Raw genomic sequence first — 19,892 nt, forward strand, 5'->3', positions numbered from 1 at the left:
ATCGCGTTCGCCCGCCGCAGCTCACGGTTCTCCTTCTCCAGCTCGGCCACCCGAGCGGCTTCGCTGGTCGTGATTCCAGGACGGTGGCCGCGGTCGATCTCGGCTTGGCGGACCCAGTTGCGCAGCGTCTCGGGATTGATCCCGAGCTGTTCACCGACTCGGCGGAACGCTCCAGACCTCGTGGCGGGGTCTTGACGGGCTTCCCGGGTCATCCGCGTGGCGCGTCCGCGGAGCTCGTCGGGGTACTTCCGTGGTGCTGGCATGCTCTGCATCCCTCCGTTGGATCAGAGCCTCCACCAGACCCGGGGCGATTCACCCGTCTGGCTGCTGGAGAAGTATCCCGAGGCCACCTGGTACGGGTAGAGGTGAGGAGGGACAGGCAAGGCTCCTCGGGTGTCTAGAGGGGTATATCCCTTCTACATGCCCTCGGCTCCCGCGAGAGCATCACGTCAGACTGGATTCACGGCGGACCCGACAGGGGCTGACCCGCCCTCACCCCGTTCATGACGCTGGCGACCACGAGACCTCGGATTCAGGGGAAGGGTGTGGAACGGTGGGAGTGTCTTGAGGTGCAAGAGGACCCGTAGGTGTCCTCGATGGACCATCCACACACAGCAGGAGGAGTCATCATGACCATGCGCGCAGCCCGCTGGCACGGCGAGAAGGACATCCGCATCGAGGAGATCGACACGCCCACGGCCGGCCCCGGCCAGGTGCTGATCGACGTCGCCTGGTGCGGCATCTGCGGAACGGACCTGCACGAGTACCTCGAGGGCCCCATCTTCATCCCGCCGCACGGGCACCCCCACCCGATCTCCGGCGATTCCGCCCCTGTGACCATCGGGCACGAGATGTCGGGCACCGTCGCCGCGCTCGGCGAGGGCGTCACGGACCTCAAGGTGGGGCAGTCGGTCGTTGTCGAGCCCTACATCATCCGCCCCGAGCATCGGGACGACGAGCACTACAACCTGGCCCCGGACATGAACTTCATCGGCCTCGGCGGCGAGGGTGGCGGGCTGGCCGAGAAGATCGCCGTCGACCGGCACTGGGTCCACCCGGTGGCGGACTCCGTGGCGCTGGACGAGGCGGCCCTCATCGAGCCGCTCTCCGTGGCCCACCACGCCTGGGTCCGCGCCGGGTCGCCGACCTCCGGCACCGCGATCATCGGCGGCGCCGGCCCCATCGGCGCCCTCACCGCGGCGGTGCTCAAGGGCAAGGGCCTGAGGGTGTACGTCTCCGAGCTCTCCGAGCTGCGCCGCCAGAAGGTCCTCGACGCGGGCGTGGCCGACGACGCGTTCGATCCGCGTGAGGTCGACGTGCCGGCCAAGCTCAAGGAGCTGACGGACGGCCGCGGTGCCGATGTCGGGTTCGAGTGCACCTCGGTGGATGTGGTCCTGGACATGCTGCTGGACGCGGTCCGCCCGGCCGGTGTGATCGTGAACGAGTCCATCTGGGGCCACGAGCCCAAGGTCGCCCTGCACAAGCTCGTCATGAAGGAGATCGACCTGCGCGGCACGATCGCCTACGCCCATGACCACGCGGACACCGTGAAGATGCTCGAGGACGGGGACCTGGACCTGAAGCCGTTCATCACGGGCAAGATCGCGCTCGACGACATCGTCGAGAAGGGCTTCGACACCCTCATCCACCACAACGAGACGGCGGTGAAGATCCTGGTCTCCCCCTCCGGCAAGGGCCTCTGAGCGCCTGCCTCGACCACCTCGCCGGCCCGCATCCGCCCGACGAGGGCGTGGAGCCACAGCGTTCCGGGACGTGAAGGCTCCGTGCCGGGGCTCCGTGGCGGGACCTGCCCGGGAGGTTCGGGAAATGGCGCGCGATCCCCGCGAGGGCCGATCAGATCGCGTACCGCTGCGGTTGCCTCGGGCGGCCGATCGACGTCGGCGAGGACCAACGCCTGCGCTACCGGGGGAGCAATGCCGTGGAGCGGCGCTCCCACCGGATCAGGCAGGGGCGAGGGATCGCGATGTGCTCGGACGAATACGTCCGGAGCCATCGCGACGGAATCGGCCCCGCTGCGCCATGGCACTGGCGTGCCACCCGGCCTTCAGCAGCATGCCCGCGCGGTCGAGGATCGCCTGACCATGGGGCCCGTCTCCGATAAGGAGGTGCCCCACGGGCCGGCCCGGGATGGGAGCATCGGAGTGGTCAGCACTCGCTGGGCGTCGGAGAGCGACGGGACCTCGGACATGCCGGCCGGAGGCAGGGACTGGTGCACGCAGAGGGGGCCGATCACCCGTGGTGTTCGGCACACCGCAGGGAGGGATGTGCACCATGCCCGCCTCGTGCCCCCAGGAGTTCCGCGATGACGGTGTCCGCGCCGCTCACCGGAGACCTGGCAGTCCCGCGGACCGCCGACCTAGAGTGGCCTGCACGCCCGGTGCGCCGCGCAACCGGCACGAGCACGGAGGAGATCCACGCATGCGCTCCACGCATACCCGCCCCGCCCTGACCGCCGCCCTCCTCGCGGGTGCCCTCGCCCTCGCCGGCTGTTCCGCCGAGGACCAGGAGAAGGTGACGGACGCCGCCTCCTCGGCGGGTGCCGCGGTGAGTTCTGCCGCCCCCTCGATCGGGGCGGCTGCGAGCTCCCTGGCCTCCTCCGCGGGCCCAGCCGTGGGATCCGCCGCCTCGGACGCGTCGTCAGCCGCCGCCAGCCGCATGGACGACATGCGCTCCAAGGACGCGAGCGGATCGGCCGCCGCCTCCGGCCACGCAGGCCACTCGATGGAGCACGCGATGGACGGCGGCCCCGCGCCGGCCGGCATCGAGGAGGCCGACGACCCGGCCTACCCCGTGGGCACCGAGGTCACGCTGACCGCCGACCACATGCCCGGCATGAAGGGCGCCGAGGCCACCGTCACCGGCGCGTTCGACACCACCGCCTACCAGGTCGACTACACCCCCACGGACGGCGGTGAGAAGGTCACGGCCCACAAGTGGGTCGTGCAGGAGGAGCTTGAGGGCGTCCACGACGACGACCTCCACGTCGGCGACACCGCCGTCATGGCCGCCGACCACATGACCGGGATGAAGGGTGCGGAGGCCACGGTCTCCGGGATCTCGGAGGAGACGGTCTACATGGTGGACGTCACCACGGCCGACGGGATGACCATGAAGAACCACAAGTGGGTCGTGGAGGACGAGGTCCGGCCCGCACGGTGACGCCGTCGACCTGGTCCGCGGGTCGCCCGCCGGGCCGCGGTCTCCGCGGCGTGCTCCTCCTCCGCGGCGTGGAGCACCGCGGCGAGCCCCTCGTCCTGCCGGGCGCGCTCGTGCTCCTTCGCCTCGTCGCCCCGCAGGAAGTACGCGCCCAGGGAGCCGGCCAGGGTGGCGAACACCGCCACGGAGTAGACGGCGAGCGCCACCGACAGCACGCGTGCTCCCGGGTGGTCCGCCGCGATGCCCGAGCCCGTGATGGTGGCCATGGCCGTCTGGTACAGCGCGTCGGTGTAGTCCTCCACGGCCTCGAGGGCGTAGAGCAGCTGGCTCGCGGCCAGGATCACGACGGCGGTCACCGCCGCCAGCCACGCCAGGCGACTGGAGAGCAGGCGCCCGGCGGAACGGGAGCCGCGGATGCCGGCCGAGAGGATGCCGCCGACGCGCGCCACCCGTGAGAGCCGGGCGAGCCGGACCAGCCGCAGCGCCTGCAGCGCCCGGAAGAACCGCAGGAACGGGACCAGCATGAACACGACCTGCCACCAGTTCCGCTTCCAGAACTCCGTGCTGAACCGGGCGATGTAGGCGCGCAGCAGGAACTCGCCGAGGAACACCGCCCAGAACGCCCAGCCCAGACAGGTGAGCACCGCAGCCCAGCGCGGCTCCGTGACGAGCAGCTGGCCCAGCACCACGAACAGGAAGAGCACGCCCAGCATGCCCATCGGCCGGTCCCACCGCGCGGCCAGCGCCTCGGCCGCCAGCACCCGCCGGGACTTCTCGGGCGGGATGGTCGTGACGTCGGCGCGGGGCACGGGACTGCCTCTCGACGGGCGGACGGATGCCCCCACCCTAGCCACCGAGGGCCCGTCCACTAGGCTGGCCGGCATGGACACCGACCGTCTCGACGCCGCTCTCACCGCCGCGCTCGAGGAGGTCGAGCCGGACCGCTCGGGGGAGACATCCGACTACCTGGACGACGTCGCCGGCCAGCAGCGGGACGGCCTGGCCGCCGCCGTCTGCACGGTGGACGGGCACCAGGCCTCGGCGGGGGAGGCCGAGCACGCGTTCGCCCTGCAGTCGGTCTCCAAGGCCCTCACCTACGCGGTGGTCCTCGAGGAGGTCGGCCTGGACGCGGTGCTCGAGCACGTCGGCGTCGAGCCCTCGGGGGAGGCGTTCAACCACCTCTCCCTCCACGACGACGGCCGCCCGTACAACCCCCTCATCAACGCGGGCGCGATCATGGCCCACGCCCTCGTCCCCGGGAAGGACGCCCAGACGCGTGCGGGGCTGCTCCTGGACCGCTACAGCGCGATGGCCGGGGCCCGCCTCGAGGTGTCCGAGGGCGTCCGCGCGGCGGAGAGCGCGCGGGCCGACCGGAACCTGGGCCTCGCCCACCTGCTGGCCGACCCGGGCGTGCTGCCCATCGAGGCCCGAGAGGCCGTGGACGGCTACCTCACGCAGTGCTCGATCCTCGTCACCGCGCCGCAGCTGGCGGTCATGGGCGCCACGCTCGCCGCCGGTGGGGTCAACCCGCTCACGGGGGAGCGCGTGCTGCAGGAGTGGGTGGCCGAGCAGTCCCTCTCCGTCATGCTCACGTGCGGCATGTACGACGCCACCGGCCAGTGGGTGGCCGAGGTCGGCGTGCCGGCCAAGAGCGGCGTCTCGGGGGCCCTGCTGGGCGCGGTGCCCGGCGCCGTCGGGATCGCCACGTGGTCCCCCCGCCTCGACGAGCGCGGCAACTCGGTGCGCGGCATCGGGATCTTCGAGCGCCTCAGCGAGCGGTGGGACCTGCACGTGCTGCGCCACCGGGGCGCCCTGGCGGGGCTGCGCGGTGCGGACTGACCTGCGCCGGCCCCCCGATCCGGTGGCCCGCCCACCCTTGCCACCGCCCCGCATCCGCGGCGTAGCGTCGAGGCCATGACCGAGACGAACCAGAAGGACAGCCCCGTGCAGGGCTCGCAGCTCGCCCACGACGATCCGAGCACCCGCCATCCGAAGGTCTCCCCGCCGGAGCAGCGCCAGGACGCGCCCGGCCTGGACATCACGACGGATCCGGTGCCGGACATCGGCCTGGAGTCCTACGTGGGCAAGGGCCGCCTCGAGGGACGCCGGGCCCTCATCACGGGCGGCGATTCGGGCATCGGCGCCGCCGTCGCCGTCGCGTTCGCCCGCGAGGGCGCCGACGTCGCCATCGCCTATCTGCCCGAGGAGCAGCCCGACGCGGACCGCGTCCTGAAGGCGATCGAGGAGGCGGGCCGGACCGCCGTCGCCCTGCCCGGCAGCCTGCTGGACGAGGACTACCGCAACGGGCTCGTGGACGAGGCCGTGCAGGGCCTCGGGGGTCTGGACATCCTGGTCAACAACGCCGGCCAGCAGCTGATCTCCGACAGCCTGGAGACGCTCACCGACCAGCAGGTGCTCGAGACGTTCCAGATCAACATCCTCTCGATGTTCACCCTCTCGCGTGCGGCGCTGAAGCACATGGGCCCGGGCAGCGCGATCGTGAACACCACCTCGGTGCAGGCCTACAACCCGAACCCGATGATCCTGGACTACGCCGCCACGAAGGCCGCGATCAACAACTTCACCAAGGGCCTCGCCCAGCAGGTCGCGGAGAAGGGCATCCGCGTGAACGCGGTGGCCCCGGGCCCGATCTGGACCGTCCTCCAGGTCTCCTACGGCCAGCCCATGGACAGGCTCGTGGAGTTCGGCCAGGACAGCCCGACCGGCCGCGCCGGCCAGCCGGTGGAGATGGCCCCCGCCTACGTGTTCCTCGCCTCGGGCGAGTCCAGCTACGTCACGGGGGACACGCTGAACGCGAACGGCGGCACCCCCACCCCGTGACGTTCCCCGCCGTGAGCGGCCTCCGCGCGACGTCGTCAGCGCCACGGACGCGCGCGTCGTAGAGTCAGCCACCGAGACCAGCATCACGAACCAGAGGAGAGCACCATGACGACCGCCGTCCCCGCCGCCCCCTTCCACGACGGCCAGTCCATCCCCCAGCTCGGCTACGGCGTGTGGCGCGTCGAGGACGAGGTGGCCGCCGAGGTCGTGAAGCAGGCCGTCCAGGCCGGCTACCGCCACATCGACACCGCCGCGATCTACGGCAACGAGGAGGGCGTGGGCCGCGCGATCGCGGCCGCCGGCGTCCCGCGCGAGGAGCTGTTCGTCACCACGAAGGTGTGGAACTCGGACCAGGGGTACGACGAGGCGCTCGCCGCGCTCGACGTGTCCCTGGAGAAGCTCGGCACGGACTACGTGGACCTCTGGCTGATCCACTGGGCCAAGCCGTCCCAGGGGAAGTACGTGGAGACCTGGAAGGCCCTCATCGAGGCGCAGCGCCAGGGCAGGGTCCGCTCGATCGGCGTCTCCAACTTCCCGCAGGCCCAGCTCGAGGAGATCATCGAGGCCACGGGCGTGACCCCGGTGATCCACCAGATCGAGCTGCACCCCTACTGGCAGCAGCGGGACCTGCGCGCATTCGGCGAGCGCAGCGGCATGCTCACCGAGGCGTGGTCCCCGCTGGGCCAGGGCGGGGACGTCCTGGAGGACCCGGTGATCACCGAGATCGCGGAGGCCCACGGCGCGACGCCGGCCCAGGTGGTCCTCGCATGGCACCTCGCGATCGGCAACGTGGTGATCCCCAAGTCGGTCACGCCCGAGCGCATCGCCTCCAACCTCGCCGCCGCGGACGTGCAGCTGAGCGAGGACGAGATCGCCCGCATCGACGGCCTCGACCGCGCCGACGGCCGCATCGGCCCGGACCCGGCGGACATCGACTTCTGACCCGTCGACTCAGCCGGTCGCGGCCCCCGTCGTCGCCTGCGCCCGCCGCCCGCCCCCGCTCTCGCGGAGGCGGGCGGTGATAACTTTGATCCGAACACCTCACGAGGCCGCCGCCTGGCTTCGGCCGCTCCTCCGCCGCACCACACGGAAGGCATGACCCCATGTCCCATCAGGCCCCTGCCGCCGACTCGCTGAGGGTCGACGCGCCGCGCCCGGCCACCTCGGCCGCCACCACCGACCCCGGGAGCACGGCCCGCACCGCCGGCGCCCCGCGCCCCACCACGCCGGTCACCGCCCAGACGCGCGCCAGCTCCCTCTCTGACCTCCTGGCCGCCGTCGTGCGCCTCCTGCCCCTGCAGCTCAAGGACGAGCTCGCGCTCGCCAAGGGTCAGCTCAAGGGCACCGGCAAGAAGGCCGGCATCGGCGCCGCCCTGGCCCTCGTCGGCCTCTTCTTCCTCGCCCTCATGCTCGTCGCCCTCGTGGTGGCGCTCATCGGCGCGTTCGCCGACCCGCAGTTCTGGTTCCCCGCCCTCATGGTGGCGCTCGCGTTCCTGGTGCTCGGCCTCCTCTTCGCCGGCATCGGTGCCATGCAGGTCAAGGGCGCCATGCCCCTCGTGCCCGCCGAGACCATCCGCAACCTCGAGTACGACCTCGGCTACCTCAAGGAGGGCAACGACTTCGACCCCGCCGAGTACGACCGCCTCAAGGCGGAGCGTGCCGAGGCCAAGCGCATCGAGAAGCAGCGCGAGGCCGAGCGGAAGAAGATCGAGCAGGAGGAGAACAAGAAGGCGGAGAAGCGCGGCGAGGCCGCCCCGCATCCCGAGCAGGGCTCCGCCTCCGAGGACGAGGTCCGCCGTCGCGCCGACCTGCGCCGCCGTCACCTGGGCGACATCCGCTCCGGCCTGGACGAGCGCGCCTCCGTGAAGGGCCAGATCGCCGCGTTCACCGCGCAGCGCAAGGGCCGTGGCGCCACCCCGGACACCGCGCACGCCCTGGACCAGACCGCCCCGTACACCGGTGCCGCGCGCGCCGGCGAGCAGGCCGCCGCCGCCGAGGACTACGTGAAGGACCGCTGGCAGCCGCTGGCCCTCCTGGGCGCCTCCTCCACCGCGTTCGCCGTCCTGGCCACCCGCCTCGGCACGAAGGGCAGGAAGCGCGACTGATCCTCCGGGGCCGCGGTCCCACGACGTCGACGCCCCGATCCGCGCGGATCGGGGCGTCGTCGTCGGTAGGGTGGTCCCGAACCCGCCCGACGTCCCTGGAGTGAGCGATGCGCCTGATCGATGCCGGCCTGCGGGAGGGGCATGCGTACACCGTGCGCGAGGACTGGCTGACGCCGCCGAACCTCATCACGCTCGCCCGCTTCGGGCTCGTGCCCGTGTTCGTGTGGCTCACGACGTCGGGGGAGTACCTGGCGGCCTTCATCGTCCTGGCCGTCCTCTCCTGCACCGACTGGGTGGACGGCTACGTGGCCCGGCGGTTCGACATGATGTCCACCGTCGGCGCCTGGCTCGACCCGGCGGCGGACCGGCTCTCCCTCATGGTCGTCGCGGTCACGCTCGTCGGCACCGGGATCGCCCCGCTGTGGTTCGCGCTCGCCGTGATCGTCCCGGACCTGGTGCTCGCGGCCGTCTCCGCGTGGCTGTTCCGCGGCAGCCCGGAGCTCACCGTCACCGTCTTGGGCAAGGTCCGCACGGCGATCCTGCTCGCCGGCGCCCCCGCGCTGCTGCTCTCCCGCGTCCCGGAGGCCGACACGGCGGTCTGGACCGCCGTGTCGCTCGTGCTCGTGGCGGCCGGGAGCATCCTCCACGTGGCGGCCACGCTCGACTACCTGCGTCGCGCCGTGGCGAAGGCCGCCGCCCTGCGGGCCGCCGGCGTCGATCCCCGCGACCGCGCGGCGTGGGCCGGGTGAGCACCCCGTGTACCTGATCCCGGTCCTGTGCGCGCTGGTGGGCGCCCTCTTCCTCGCGCTCGGCAGCGAGCGCCAGGCCGCCGGCGTGCGCGGCACGCAGCCGCCCGCCGCGCGCGTCCGCGGCGCCCTGCACGGGGCCCTGGCCATGCTGCGCTCCCCGGTCTGGCTGCTCGGCGGCGTGCTCATGCTGGCCGGCATCGCCCTCAACGTGATCGCCCTGGCCAACGCCCCGCTGAGCGTCGTGCAGCCGATCGGCGCGATCGCGGTGGCCATCACCACGGTGCTGCACGCGCGCACGGAGCGCCTGCGGATCGGTCCGCGCACGTGGGCCGCCGTCGGGGCGTGCATGGCGGGCTCCGTGGGCTTCGTGCTCGTGACCATGCAGGCCACCAAGCCGACCGCCGTGCCCACGGACGCCCAGGAGCGCGAGACGGTGCTGATCGCGTGGGTCGTGGTGGCCGCGGGAGCCGTCGCCGCCGCGTGGCTGAGCCGGCGGGCGAGCGCGATCGTCCCGATCGTGGCGGCGGGTGTGCTCTACGGCTTCGTGGCCGTGTGCGTGCGCCTCACCGCGGTGCGGATCCTCGAGGGGAGGCTCCCGTCCTGGAGCACAGTGGCCGTGCTCGCCGCCGCGGCCCTGCTGGGCGTGTACTTCGTGCAGACCGCCTACCGCTACGGCCCCCCGGACCTCGTGGTGGCGGGGCTGACCGTGGTCGACCCCATGGTCGGCGTGCTCGTGGGCGTCACCGTGCTGGACGAGCTGCGCCCCCACCTGCCCCTGTGGGTGGCCTCCGCCCTGATGGCCGCCGCCGTTGTTGCTACCGTGGGCATCATCCAGCTCTCCCGCAGCCACCCGGACGTGGTGGCCCGCCGCGAGGCACGCTGAGCCGACGCCGATCCGCGGCACCACCTGAGTCCAGAGAGGGTCACCCGTGACCGACCGCGCCCCCCGGAAGTCCGAGGACCGTCCGCTGACGGTGCTGATCGCCGCGGACACCTACCCCCCGGACGTCAACGGGGCCGCCGTGTTCTGCTTCCGCCTCGCCCGTGCGCTGCACGCCCGCGGCCATGACGTGCACGTGATCGCGGCGCGCAACGAGGCCGGCCCGGACGCCGTCGAGCACCGCCCTGAGGCCACCGTGCACCGGCTCTCCTCCGTGAAGGCGTTCACGCACGAGTACTACCGCTTCGTGATGCCGTGGCACGCGAAGTCGGGGATGCGCCGCGTCCTCCGCGAGGTCCAGCCGGACGTGGTCCACGCGCAGTGCCACTACTTCATCGGCGAGGCCGCGATCATCGAGGCCGAGCGGCGCCGCATCCGCACCGTCTCCACCAACCACTTCATCCCGGAGAACCTCGACCCCTTCCTGCCCTTCCCCCAGTGGTTCCGGGACATCGTCTCCCGGAACTCGTGGAGGGACATGGGCCGGCTCATGGGCAAGGGTGCCGCGGTCACCACCCCCACCGCGCTCGCCGCGAAGGCCATGGCGGAGAACGCCGGCCTCCAGCGGGTCCTGCCGATCTCCAACGGCATCGACGCCGCGGCCTATGAGCTCGCCCCCGGCGAGGTCGTGGAGAAGCCGGACCACCCCGTCATCCTCTTCGTGGGCCGCCTGGCCGTGGAGAAGAACGTGGAGGTGCTCATCCGGGCCGTCGCGCACCTGGCGCGCACCCGCCCCGAGCTCGACGCACACGCGCAGATCGTGGGCGACGGCGAGCAGCGCGACCGTCTCCGCGAGGTCATCGCCGCCGAGGGGGTGGAGGAGCGCGTGCACCTGCGCGGGCACGTGTCCGAGGAGGAGCTGCACCGGGCCTACCTGCGCGCGGACGTCTTCTGCCAGCCCGGCACCGCGGAGCTGCAGTCCCTGGTCTCCCTCGAGGCCATGAGCGCCTCCACCCCGGTGGTGCTCGCCGACGCGCTGGCCCTGCCCCACCTCGTGGACGACGGCGTCAACGGCTGGCTCTTCCCGCCCGGCGACCACGTCGCGCTCGCGGAGCGGATCGCCCGCGTGCTGGAGCTCCCGGCCGCCGAGCGCGCGACGATGGGGGAGGCCTCCCACGCCAAGGCGGTGCGGCACTCCGCCGAGAAGAGCGTGGACCTCTTCGAGCGGCTCTACCGCGGTGCCACGGTGGCGGAGGTCCGCGCGGCCCTCTGAGGCGACGCCGGCCCCGTCCTCGCTAGGATGGGCGGGTCCCGCGCCGGTGCGCGGGCCAGGGGCGTTAGCTCAGTCGGTCAGAGCAGAGGACTCATAATCCTTCGGTCGCGGGTTCAAGTCCCGCACGCCCTACAGGACCCTCACCCGGTGAGGGAGAGGAACGCGCCGATCGCGAAGCCCACCACGGTGACCAGGCCGGCGGTCTCACCGCCCTCCTCGCGGGCCTCGGGCACCATCGTGTCGATGAGCATCACGAGCAGGGCGCCGGCGGCGAAGCCCTGCACGCCCCCCGTGAAGGAGGCGGAGGCGACATCCGCGAGGAGGCCGCCCGCGCCGGTCGCCAGGGTGCACACCAGGAACACGACGGTCCACTGCAGCAGCACGGAGCGTTTGGACTTGCCGGCCTTCAGCGAGTCCGCCGAGGCGGCGATGGACTCGGGCAGGTTGGACATGAAGACCGCGACGAGCAGGGCCATCGAGACCCCCTCGCCCATGGCCAGGCCGATGCCGAGCACCACCTGCTCGGGGATGCCGTCCAGCAGCGCGCCCACGGTGAGGGACGCGCCCGAGGACGCGCCGCCCCCGGAGTGCTTCGCCCGCCGCTCCACGTAGCCGTTGCCGAGGAAGTAGGCCAGCGCCCCGACAACGAGGCCCACGCCCACCGCCAGCGGGCCGGCCGCCTCGACTCCGGACTCGGCGAGCTCGAAGGACACGGAGGCGATGAGGGCTCCCGCGCCGAACGCGAGGATCAGGCCGATCGTGCCCGGTGCCAGTCACGCAGGGTGGCGAGCACGGCGCCCAGCAGCAGCGACGACGCGGCCACCGCGCCCCAGAGAAGGGTGGTCATGGCCGCCAGCCTAGTCCTGGCGCCGTCCTGACCGCAGACGACGCCGGCCCCCGCCCCGGACCGTTCGGTCGCGTGGGGCGGGGGCCGGCGTCGGGCTTCCCGTGCCGCCGTTCAGGCGGCGGGGGTCAGGCTCAGTAGCGGCCCACCACGGAGAGCATGTTCGAGGACATGATGTTCATGTCCGTGATGACGAGGTCGGCGGTGGGGTTCAGCGCGTGGGCGATCTTGCCGTCGCCGATGTACATGGCCACGTGGTAGATGCGGCCGGTGGACTGGTTGGCCCAGAACACGAGGTCGCCGGGCTGGGCGTTGGCACGCGAGACCTTGGTGGGGGCGTTCACGTACTGGTCGTGGCTGGTGCGGGCCGCGGTGATGCCGGACTGGGCCATGGCCTGCTTCACGAGGCCCGAGCAGTCGTAGCCGTAGGGGCCGCTGCCGCCCCAGGCGTAGTAGGTGGAGGAGCTGCGGACCTTGGCGACCATGAAGTCGATCGCGGCCTGCTTGGAGGAGGACTGGCGCACCGGCTCCGGGGCCGGGGCGGGGGCCGGAGCGGTGGTGGAGGTGCGCTCGACGGCGGTGGAGGTCTTCAGGACCATGCCCGGGTGCAGCATGGTCGAGGTCGTCATGCCGTTCAGGGAGGTCAGTGCGGACATGCTCATGCCGACGCGCTGGGAGATGACCCACCAGCCGTCGCCGGCGCGCACGGTGTAGGTGCCGCCCGAGGTCGGGGCCGGGGCCGCGGTGGTGGTGCCGGTGAGGCGCAGCACGTCGCCCGGGTAGATGATCGAGGACCCGGAGAGGCCGTTGAGGCTCATCAGCTCCGAGAGGGCCACGCCGTTGGCGGCGGCGATGCGCCACAGGGTGTCGCCGGAGCGCACGGTGTAGGTGGACTCGGCGGCCTGCGCGGAGGGGGCGGCGGCGACGGTGCCGACGCCGGCGAGGGTGCCGGCGCTCAGGGCGAGGGCGAAGGAGGCCGCGGCGACGCGGTGATGACGGCGGATGGCGGGGGTGATCTCAGTCATGGCGCTACTTCCCATTCGTGACCAGCGTCCTTCGGGCAGGGCGCCACGTGGTGCCCGGGTGTAGCCGGACCGCTGGTGCGAGTGATGAACAGTGATGGAGAGACCGGGACGCAGGGTGCGAGGGGAAGCCCGGAGTGGATCGCAACCGATCCGTGATCAAAGATACCGGATCGTTATCGAAACGCAATATGAACGCCGGGGAACATCCAGGGGCAATCCACGAAATCCTGCGCTGACGAGGCCTTGCGCGCCTTTCGAGTGTGCCGCAGGACACGTTCTCCACGTCGTCGCTCCGGGCTCGTCTCGCCCGTCCACCGCCGGGGGCGCGGCAGCCCTCTCGCGGGCGCGGCGCACGGTGCCGAGGGCCGACGTCGACGCGCTCGTGGCCGGCCCCACGCTCACGGGGGTCTCGGCCTCCGGTGAGCCGGGCGCGCTAGCGTGGAGCGGTGACCGCTCCTCGCCCCCTGCGCCTCCTCCTGGACGCGCGCTACACGCGCACCGACTTCCACGACGGCATCTCCCGCTACGGCGCGAGCCTCATCGAGGCCGTCCACCGGATCACGACGACGTCGGGGGACGCCGACGGCGAAGGCGTCCGGACGGCCATGCTCATCGCCGACGAGCGCCAGCTGGCCCTGCTCCCCGCGGGCGTCCCGTGGCACCGGGTCTCCGGCCCCGTCTCCGTCCGGGAGCCGTTCGTGGCCCGGCAGGTCCGGGCGCTCGAGCCGGACGTGGTGTTCTCGCCGATGCAGACGATGGGCTCGTGGGGGCGGGACTACGGCCTGATCCTCACGCTGCACGACCTCATCTACTACGAGCACCCCACCCCGCCGGGGCGCCTCCCCGAGCCGATCCGCTGGCTCTGGCGGGCCTACCACCTCAGCTACGCGCCGCAGCGGCTCCTGCTGGACCGGGGCGACGCCGTGGCAACGGTCTCGCAGACCACCGCGGAGCTGATCGCCCGCCACCGCCTCACCCGCCGGCCCGTGCACGTGATCGGCAACGCGCCGCCGGACGTCGCGACGCCGCGAGACCCGGACGCCGCCCCGGAGCGGCTCTTGGTCTACATGGGCTCCTTCATGGACTACAAGGACGTGGAGTCCCTGCTGGACGCCGCCCCCGCGCTGCCGGGCTACGAGCTGCACCTGCTGTCCCCGATCCCGCAGCAGCGACGGGCCGAGCTGGAGGCCCGGCTGGCCGGACGGCGCGCCGCCGCCGGGGAGTCCGGCGCCCGGGTCCTCTTCCACGGCGGCGCCTCCGAGGCGGAGTACGCGGACCTGCTGCGGCGGGCCACGGCCCTCGTCACGCTCTCCCGGGCCGAGGGGTTCGGCCTGCCCGTCGCCGAGGCCATGGCCCACGGCACCCCCGTGATCTGCTCGGACCTGCCGATCTTCCAGGAGGTCGCGGGGGCCGGCACGCCGGCGTACCGCGGCGTGCCGCTGGACGGCGACCGCCCCGCCGCCCTCGTGGCGCGGGTGCGCGAGCTCGAAGACCCGGCGGAGTTCGCGCGGGCCTCCCGCGCGAGCGCCGCCCAGGCGGCCCGGTTCAGCTGGGACCGCTCGGCGCGGAACCTGCTGCGGCTGGCACGCCGGGTGGCCGAGGACCGTGCTGCGGCCACAGGACGGAGGGACCGCTCCAGCCGATGAGCCAGAGCGGGTCCACGTAGCGGTCGAAGAGGGCCTCTCCCACGCGCCACCCGTCCTCGCGGCGCACGCCCCAGTGGACGCACGGCACGAGGCAGTGCGCGCCCAGCGGGTCGGCTGTCCCCACCACCTCTCCCGCGGAGACGCGCGCGCCCACCGGGACCAGGGCGGTGACGGGCTCGAACGAGCTCACGAGACCGTCGTCGTGGGCGATCGTGAGCACGGGACGGTCCACCACGCCGCCGGCGAACCGCACCGTTCCGTCTGCGGGGGAGCGGACGGCCCCTGAGCCCGTCGCCAGGTCCACGCCGCGGTGCCCGCGCCCCCACGGCTGGAGGGGCGCGGCGAAGGCCCGGCGGACGTCCTGCGGTCCCGCCCCGGCCACGGGCGGGCGCCACCCGGGCCGCGCCTCGCCCGCGGCGAGCAGCCCGTGCGGCGCGGCGGCGGGATCCGCGGAGGGATCGCCCGTGAGGGGCACGGAGACGGACGTGACGAGCAGGGTGGCCAGGAGGGTGGCGAGCACCGCGAGCACCGCGAGGGCCCGCGGGCCGCGGAGGGGGCGGGGGAGCGGAGGGGATGATCCGGCCATGCGGACAGCCTGCCCGGGGCGCGCCCCGCCCGGTCCGATCGGGCCCGGGATGGGGGACGGAGCGGGGCTCTCCGCGCGCTGTGCAGGAGCGGGCCGGCCGCGTCCGGCCGACCCCGGGTGCGGTAGTCTTGGCCCCAGCGGTGTCCTGCGCCGGCGTCTCGCCGTGCGCTCGGGCACCGACTACGCGCATCAGGGTGGGCCCGCTCCGGCGAGCCCAGCCCCCACGTTCGGTCCCCCGCCTCCGCCGCCACGGCGTCGTCGGGGGTGCACGCGGGGCCCGGCAGCCGCCGTCCTGATGCCAGGGGTCGCACGTGCCGTGCGGCCGACAACCGTCAAGAACCGACCGGCAGACCGCCCGCGCGCGAAGCGCGGGGTGCCACGGCTGCCACAGAAGGGAAACGTCATGCCCGTCGTGACCATGCGCCAGCTCCTCGACTCCGGTGTCCATTTCGGCCACCAGACCCGCCGCTGGAACCCCAAGATGAAGCGCTTCATCCTCACCGAGCGCAACGGCATCTACGTGATCGACCTGCAGCAGTCGCTGTCCTACATCGATCGCGCCTACGAGTTCGTCAAGGAGACGGTGGCCCACGGCGGCACCATCCTCTTCGTCGGCACCAAGAAGCAGGCCCAGGAGGCCATCGCCGACCAGGCCGGCCGCGTGGGCATGCCCTACGTGAACCACCGCTGGCTGGGCGGCATGCTCACCAACTACTCCACGGTCTCCAAGCGCGTGCAGCGCATGAAGGAGCTCGAGGAGATCGACTTCGAGGACGTCGCCGGCTCCGGCCACACCAAGAAGGAGCTCCTGCTCCTGAACCGCGAGCTGCAGAAGCTGCAGGCCAACCTCGGCGGCATCCGCAACATGGCGAAGACCCCCTCCGCCGTGTGGATCGTGGACACCAAGAAGGAGCACCTCGCCGTCGACGAGGCGCAGAAGCTCAACATCCCCGTGGTGGCGATCCTCGACACCAACTGCGATCCGGACGAGGTCACCTACCCGATCCCGGGCAACGACGACGCGATCCGCTCCGTCAACCTGCTCACCCGCGTGGTGGCCGACGCCGTGGCCGAGGGCCTGATGGCCCGCCAGGGCGGCGGCAAGTCCGGTCAGTCCGCCGCCGAGCCGATGGCCGAGTGGGAGCGCGAGCTGCTCGAGCAGCACAACGCCGAGCAGGCCGCCCCGCAGGCCCAGGAGCAGGCCCCCGCGGCCGCCGCTCCGGCCGCCGGCGAGGCCGTGGCGCCGGGCGCCACCGAGGCGCCGGCCCTCGAGGTGCCCCAGGCAGAGGAGACCGTGGCCGAGACCGAGGCCCCGGCCCAGGCCGAGTGACCCCGTCCGGGTGAGGGGCGGCCCCGTGCCCCTCGGCACCGGGCCGCCCACCCCGGATCCCATCCCCAGCACATCCCGCACCACCCCACCACGGGAAGGACCGAACGAGCATGGCGAACTACACCGCTGCTGACATCAAGGCCCTGCGCGAGCGCACCGGCGCCGGCATGATGGACGTCAAGAAGGCCCTCGACGAGGCCAACGGCGACGCCGAGAAGGCCACCGAGATCATCCGCGTGAAGGGCCTCAAGGGCGCCACCAAGCGCGAGGGCCGCTCCGCGGCCGAGGGCCTCGTGGCCGCCACCGTCGAGAACGGCGTGGGCGTCATGATCGAGCTCAACTGCGAGACCGACTTCGTGGCCAAGGCCGAGAAGTTCATCACCCTGGGCGACGTGGTGCTGCGCGCCGCCGTCGCCTCCGGCGCCACCGACGTCGAGGGCCTGCTGGCCTCCGACCACGAGGGCCGCACCCTGGGCGACTACGTCATCGAGGAGGGCGCCCTGCTGGGCGAGAAGGTCGTCGTGCGCCGTCTGGCCCGCGTCGAGGGCTCCTTCGTGGACGCCTACCTCCACAAGACCTCCAAGGACCTGCCGGCGCAGGTGGGCGTGCTGCTCGCCGTCGACGCCGACTCCGCGGAGGCCAAGACGGCCGCGCACGACATCGCGGTGCACACCGCCGCCTACTCGCCCACGTACCTCTCCCGCGAGGACGTCCCGGCCGAGACCGTGGAGAACGAGCGTCGCATCGCCGACGAGTCCGCGCGCGCCGAGGGCAAGCCGGAGCAGGCTCTCCCGAAGATCGTGGAGGGCCGCCTGACCGGCTTCTTCAAGGAGATCGTGCTCGTGGACCAGCCCTTCGCGAAGGACCCGAAGACCACCGTCGGCAAGGTGGCCTCCGAGGCCGGCACCGCCGTCACCGGCTTCGCCCGCTTCCGCGTCGGCGCCTGATCCGCGCCGCCCGCGCCGGGCGGAGCACTCGAGACGAGCCGCGTCCCCACCTCATCGGTGGGGGCGCGGCTCGTCCCGTGTCCGACGCCGTCTCCGGGTGCCGGTCCGGGGGTGGGGCCCACGACGCCGGCCGGTAGACTCGCGCACGATGCCCGCCCCGCGCCTCCGCGCGGCCGGCGGCCCCTCGTCCCCCAGTCACGCCAGGAGATCCCCATGGAGTCCAACCGCGCCCCCGCAGCCCCCCGCACGGCCGAGACCGCGCAGCAGAACGCCGACGAGACGGGCCGGCGCCGCGTCCTGCTCAAGCTCTCGGGCGAGGTGTTCGGCGGCGGGAGCGTCGGCGTGGACCCCGTGACCGTCAGCGGGATCGCCGAGCAGATCGCCGCCGCGGCCGACCGGGTGGAGATCGCCATCGTCGTCGGCGGCGGCAACTTCTTCCGCGGCGCCGAGCTCTCCGAGAGCGGCATGGACCGCCGGCGCGCCGACTACATGGGCATGCTCGGCACCGTGATGAACTGCCTGGCCCTGCAGGACTTCCTCCTCCAGGCCGGCGTGTCCACGCGCGTGCAGTCCGCCATCCACATGGAGCAGGTGGCCGAGTCCTACATCCCGCTGCGCGCCATCCGCCACATGCAGAAGGGCCGCGTCGTGATCTTCGGCGCCGGCACCGGCCTGCCCTACTTCTCCACCGACACCGTGGCCGCACAGCGGGCGCTCGAGGTGGGCGCGGACGAGGTGCTGATGGCCAAGTCCGGCGTGGACGGCGTGTACACCGCGGACCCCAAGAAGGACCCCACGGCCCGGCGCCTGGAGCACCTGACGTACGACGAGGCGCTGCTGAACAACATCCGCGTGATGGACCTGACCGCCATGACCATGTGCAAGGACAACGACCTGAGCATGCGCGTGTTCGGCATGGAGGGCCCGGGCAACGTGACCCGCGCGCTGCTCGGCGAGCCGATCGGCACCACCGTCACCCCGTGAGCCCCGCCGCGTAGGATGGCACCAGACCCGAACCGCACCACCGAGGAGAGACCGTGATCCAGGAGACCCTGCAGTCCGCGCAAGAGCAGATGGACCGCACCATCGAGGCCACGCGCGAGGACTTCGCCGCCGTGCGCACCGGCCGCGCCAACCCCGGGCTGTACTCCAAGGTGATGGTGGACTACTACGGCTCCTACACCCCGCTGCAGCAGCTCGCGTCCTTCACCACCACGGACGCCCGCACGCTGCTCATCACGCCCTTCGACACCAGCGCCCTGCGCAACATCGAGAAGGCGCTGTCCGAGTCGGAGATCGGCGCCAACCCGTCCAACGACGGCAAGGTCATCCGCGTCGTCATGCCGGAGCTGACCGAGGAGCGCCGCAAGGAGTACGTGAAGCTCGTGAAGTCGAAGGCGGAGGAGCACAAGGTCTCCATCCGCAACGCCCGCCGAAAGGCCAAGGAGGCCATGGACAAGGCGGTCAAGGACGGCGAGATCGGCGAGGACGAGGGCACGCGCGGCGAGAAGGACCTGGACGCGCTGACCAAGAAGCACGTCGACCTCGTGGACGAGATGTCGAAGAAGAAGGAAGCCGAGCTGCTCGAGGTCTGATCCTCGCGCTCCGGCGTCCCGCCTCGATGACACCCGCCCCCATCCCCGCGCCCCCGCGCGGCGGCCGCGACCTCAAGTCCGCCGTCGTCGTGGGGGCCGGCCTGTTGGCCGTCGCCCTGGTGGGCCTCGTGTGGCTGCCGTGGGTGCTGGTGACGCTCCTCGTGGCGCTGCTCCTGGGCGGGGTCTCCGAGGTGGCGGCCGCCGTGCGGGGGATCGGGATGGACGTCCCATGCCCGCCGCTGTGGATCGCCGCGGCGGCCCTGCCGCTGGCCACGTGGTGGGGCGGCGTCCCCGCCCTGTTCCTGGCGTTGCTCGCCTCACTCCTGGCCGTGTGCCTCTGGACGGCGGCCACGCGGCGTCGGCCCACGGGGCAGTTCATCCTCGCCGGCGTGTTCGTGGTGCTGTGGGCCCCCTTCCTGCTCTCCTTCGGCGTGGCGCTGTTCGCCCAGCCGCACGGGCGCATGATGGTGCTGTGCCTGCTCCTCATGGTGGTGTCCAACGACACGTTCGGCTACGCCGTGGGCTACCGCTTCGGCCGCACGCCCATCGCCCCGCGCATCAGCCCCAAGAAGTCGTGGGAGGGCCTCGGCGGCTCCCTGGCCGGCTCCGTGCTGGTGGGCGTCGTGGCGGTGCCGCTGCTGGTGGGCCAGCCCTGGTGGGTGGGCGCGCTGCTGGGCGTGCTCACCGTGGCGGCCGCCACGTGCGGCGACTTCTCCGAGTCCATGGTCAAGCGCGAGCTCGGCATCAAGGACATGTCCTCGATGCTCCCGGGCCACGGCGGGATCATGGACCGACTCGACTCCCTGGTCTTCGCGGCGCCCGTGGCCTACACGGTCATGGCGCTGCCGTTCACCTGATCCCCTTCCCCCCGCCGCCCCGCACCGCGGGGCTCCG

19 protein-coding genes, 1 tRNA gene and 1 pseudogene are annotated in these 19,892 nt (G+C 72.6%); 16 read left to right on the forward strand and 5 right to left on the reverse strand.

What is annotated here, in order from left to right; translation table 11 throughout:
• Window positions 1-14: 14 nt before the first annotated feature.
• Window positions 15-272 (reverse strand): annotated as a pseudogene (locus tag NJC10_RS11230) (transposase); the annotation flags it as partial.
• 363 nt (window positions 273-635) lie between these two features.
• Here NJC10_RS11230 and NJC10_RS03660 point away from each other — a divergent pair.
• Window positions 636-1,703, forward strand: a complete 1,068-nt coding sequence (locus NJC10_RS03660) for a 2,3-butanediol dehydrogenase (protein WP_319074790.1) — start codon at window positions 636-638, stop codon at window positions 1,701-1,703.
• Between the two features lie 736 nt (window positions 1,704-2,439).
• Window positions 2,440-3,180 (forward strand): YdhK family protein, encoded by a 741-nt coding sequence (locus tag NJC10_RS03665; RefSeq protein ID WP_319074656.1) that lies wholly within the window; start codon window positions 2,440-2,442, stop codon window positions 3,178-3,180.
• On the opposite strand, the gene NJC10_RS03670 is transcribed toward NJC10_RS03665, so the two are convergent.
• A complete protein-coding gene (locus NJC10_RS03670) occupies window positions 3,093-3,986 on the reverse strand; it encodes a hypothetical protein (protein WP_319074657.1) in 894 nt (297 codons plus the stop codon). The genes NJC10_RS03665 and NJC10_RS03670 overlap by 88 nt on opposite strands.
• A gap of 73 nt (window positions 3,987-4,059) precedes the next feature.
• Here NJC10_RS03670 and glsA point away from each other — a divergent pair, with 73 nt between their 5' ends.
• The 8 genes from glsA to NJC10_RS03710 all read left to right on the forward strand — a co-directional run bounded on the left by glsA (window position 4,060) and on the right by NJC10_RS03710 (window position 11,157).
• Window positions 4,060-5,016, forward strand: coding sequence for a glutaminase A (gene glsA / locus NJC10_RS03675; protein ID WP_319074658.1), 957 nt, complete (start codon window positions 4,060-4,062; stop codon window positions 5,014-5,016).
• 75 nt (window positions 5,017-5,091) lie between these two features.
• Window positions 5,092-6,018, forward strand: coding sequence for an SDR family oxidoreductase (locus NJC10_RS03680; protein ID WP_319074659.1), 927 nt, complete (start codon window positions 5,092-5,094; stop codon window positions 6,016-6,018).
• A gap of 105 nt (window positions 6,019-6,123) precedes the next feature.
• Window positions 6,124-6,960 (forward strand): aldo/keto reductase, encoded by an 837-nt coding sequence (locus NJC10_RS03685; RefSeq protein WP_319074660.1) that lies wholly within the window; start codon window positions 6,124-6,126, stop codon window positions 6,958-6,960.
• 161 nt (window positions 6,961-7,121) lie between these two features.
• On the forward strand, window positions 7,122-8,123 hold the full coding sequence (locus tag NJC10_RS03690; RefSeq protein ID WP_319074661.1) for a phage holin family protein: 1,002 nt from the start codon (window positions 7,122-7,124) through the stop codon (window positions 8,121-8,123).
• Between the two features lie 107 nt (window positions 8,124-8,230).
• Window positions 8,231-8,872, forward strand: a complete 642-nt coding sequence (locus tag NJC10_RS03695; RefSeq protein ID WP_319074662.1) for a CDP-alcohol phosphatidyltransferase family protein — start codon at window positions 8,231-8,233, stop codon at window positions 8,870-8,872.
• A 7-nt stretch (window positions 8,873-8,879) separates the two neighbouring features.
• The gene (locus NJC10_RS03700) at window positions 8,880-9,755 is read left to right on the forward strand and encodes a DMT family transporter (protein WP_319074663.1); all 876 of its coding nucleotides are present in this window, start codon (window positions 8,880-8,882) and stop codon (window positions 9,753-9,755) included.
• Between the two features lie 46 nt (window positions 9,756-9,801).
• On the forward strand, window positions 9,802-11,025 hold the full coding sequence (locus NJC10_RS03705) for a glycosyltransferase (RefSeq protein ID WP_319074665.1): 1,224 nt from the start codon (window positions 9,802-9,804) through the stop codon (window positions 11,023-11,025).
• Between the two features lie 58 nt (window positions 11,026-11,083).
• Window positions 11,084-11,157, forward strand: a tRNA-Ile gene (locus tag NJC10_RS03710).
• Window positions 11,158-11,165: 8 nt separating this feature from the next.
• On the opposite strand, the gene NJC10_RS03715 is transcribed toward NJC10_RS03710, so the two are convergent.
• Both NJC10_RS03715 and NJC10_RS03720 read right to left on the reverse strand, forming a co-directional pair.
• Window positions 11,166-11,738, reverse strand: a complete 573-nt coding sequence (locus NJC10_RS03715; protein WP_319074666.1) for a hypothetical protein — start codon at window positions 11,736-11,738, stop codon at window positions 11,166-11,168.
• A 265-nt stretch (window positions 11,739-12,003) separates the two neighbouring features.
• Window positions 12,004-12,894 (reverse strand): LysM peptidoglycan-binding domain-containing protein, encoded by an 891-nt coding sequence (locus tag NJC10_RS03720; RefSeq protein WP_319074667.1) that lies wholly within the window; start codon window positions 12,892-12,894, stop codon window positions 12,004-12,006.
• A 446-nt stretch (window positions 12,895-13,340) separates the two neighbouring features.
• On the opposite strand from NJC10_RS03720, the gene NJC10_RS03725 reads away from it, so the two are divergent.
• A complete protein-coding gene (locus tag NJC10_RS03725) occupies window positions 13,341-14,540 on the forward strand; it encodes a glycosyltransferase (protein ID WP_298714622.1) in 1,200 nt (399 codons plus the stop codon).
• On the opposite strand, the gene NJC10_RS03730 is transcribed toward NJC10_RS03725, so the two are convergent.
• Complete coding sequence (locus NJC10_RS03730; RefSeq protein ID WP_319074670.1) at window positions 14,440-15,126, reverse strand: murein hydrolase activator EnvC family protein; 687 nt, start codon at window positions 15,124-15,126, stop codon at window positions 14,440-14,442. The two genes, NJC10_RS03725 and NJC10_RS03730, sit on opposite strands and share 101 nt — an antisense overlap.
• Before the next feature lie 403 nt (window positions 15,127-15,529).
• Between NJC10_RS03730 and rpsB the strand changes: the two genes are divergently transcribed.
• The 5 genes from rpsB to NJC10_RS03755 all read left to right on the forward strand — a co-directional run bounded on the left by rpsB (window position 15,530) and on the right by NJC10_RS03755 (window position 19,855).
• The gene (gene rpsB / locus NJC10_RS03735; protein ID WP_319074671.1) at window positions 15,530-16,456 is read left to right on the forward strand and encodes a 30S ribosomal protein S2; all 927 of its coding nucleotides are present in this window, start codon (window positions 15,530-15,532) and stop codon (window positions 16,454-16,456) included.
• A 110-nt stretch (window positions 16,457-16,566) separates the two neighbouring features.
• Window positions 16,567-17,403, forward strand: a complete 837-nt coding sequence (gene tsf / locus NJC10_RS03740; protein ID WP_298984877.1) for a translation elongation factor Ts — start codon at window positions 16,567-16,569, stop codon at window positions 17,401-17,403.
• Between the two features lie 213 nt (window positions 17,404-17,616).
• Window positions 17,617-18,387: a UMP kinase gene (gene pyrH, locus NJC10_RS03745; protein WP_248115289.1), complete on the forward strand. Its 771-nt coding sequence runs from the start codon at window positions 17,617-17,619 to the stop codon at window positions 18,385-18,387.
• Window positions 18,388-18,440: 53 nt separating this feature from the next.
• Window positions 18,441-18,998, forward strand: a complete 558-nt coding sequence (gene frr / locus NJC10_RS03750; RefSeq protein ID WP_248115288.1) for a ribosome recycling factor — start codon at window positions 18,441-18,443, stop codon at window positions 18,996-18,998.
• A 26-nt stretch (window positions 18,999-19,024) separates the two neighbouring features.
• On the forward strand, window positions 19,025-19,855 hold the full coding sequence (locus NJC10_RS03755; protein WP_319074673.1) for a phosphatidate cytidylyltransferase: 831 nt from the start codon (window positions 19,025-19,027) through the stop codon (window positions 19,853-19,855).
• Window positions 19,856-19,892 lie beyond the last annotated feature (37 nt).

Origin of the sequence: Micrococcus sp. M4NT (assembly GCF_033790745.1) — a bacterium.
Taxonomy (GTDB): Bacteria; Actinomycetota; Actinomycetes; order Actinomycetales; family Micrococcaceae; genus Micrococcus.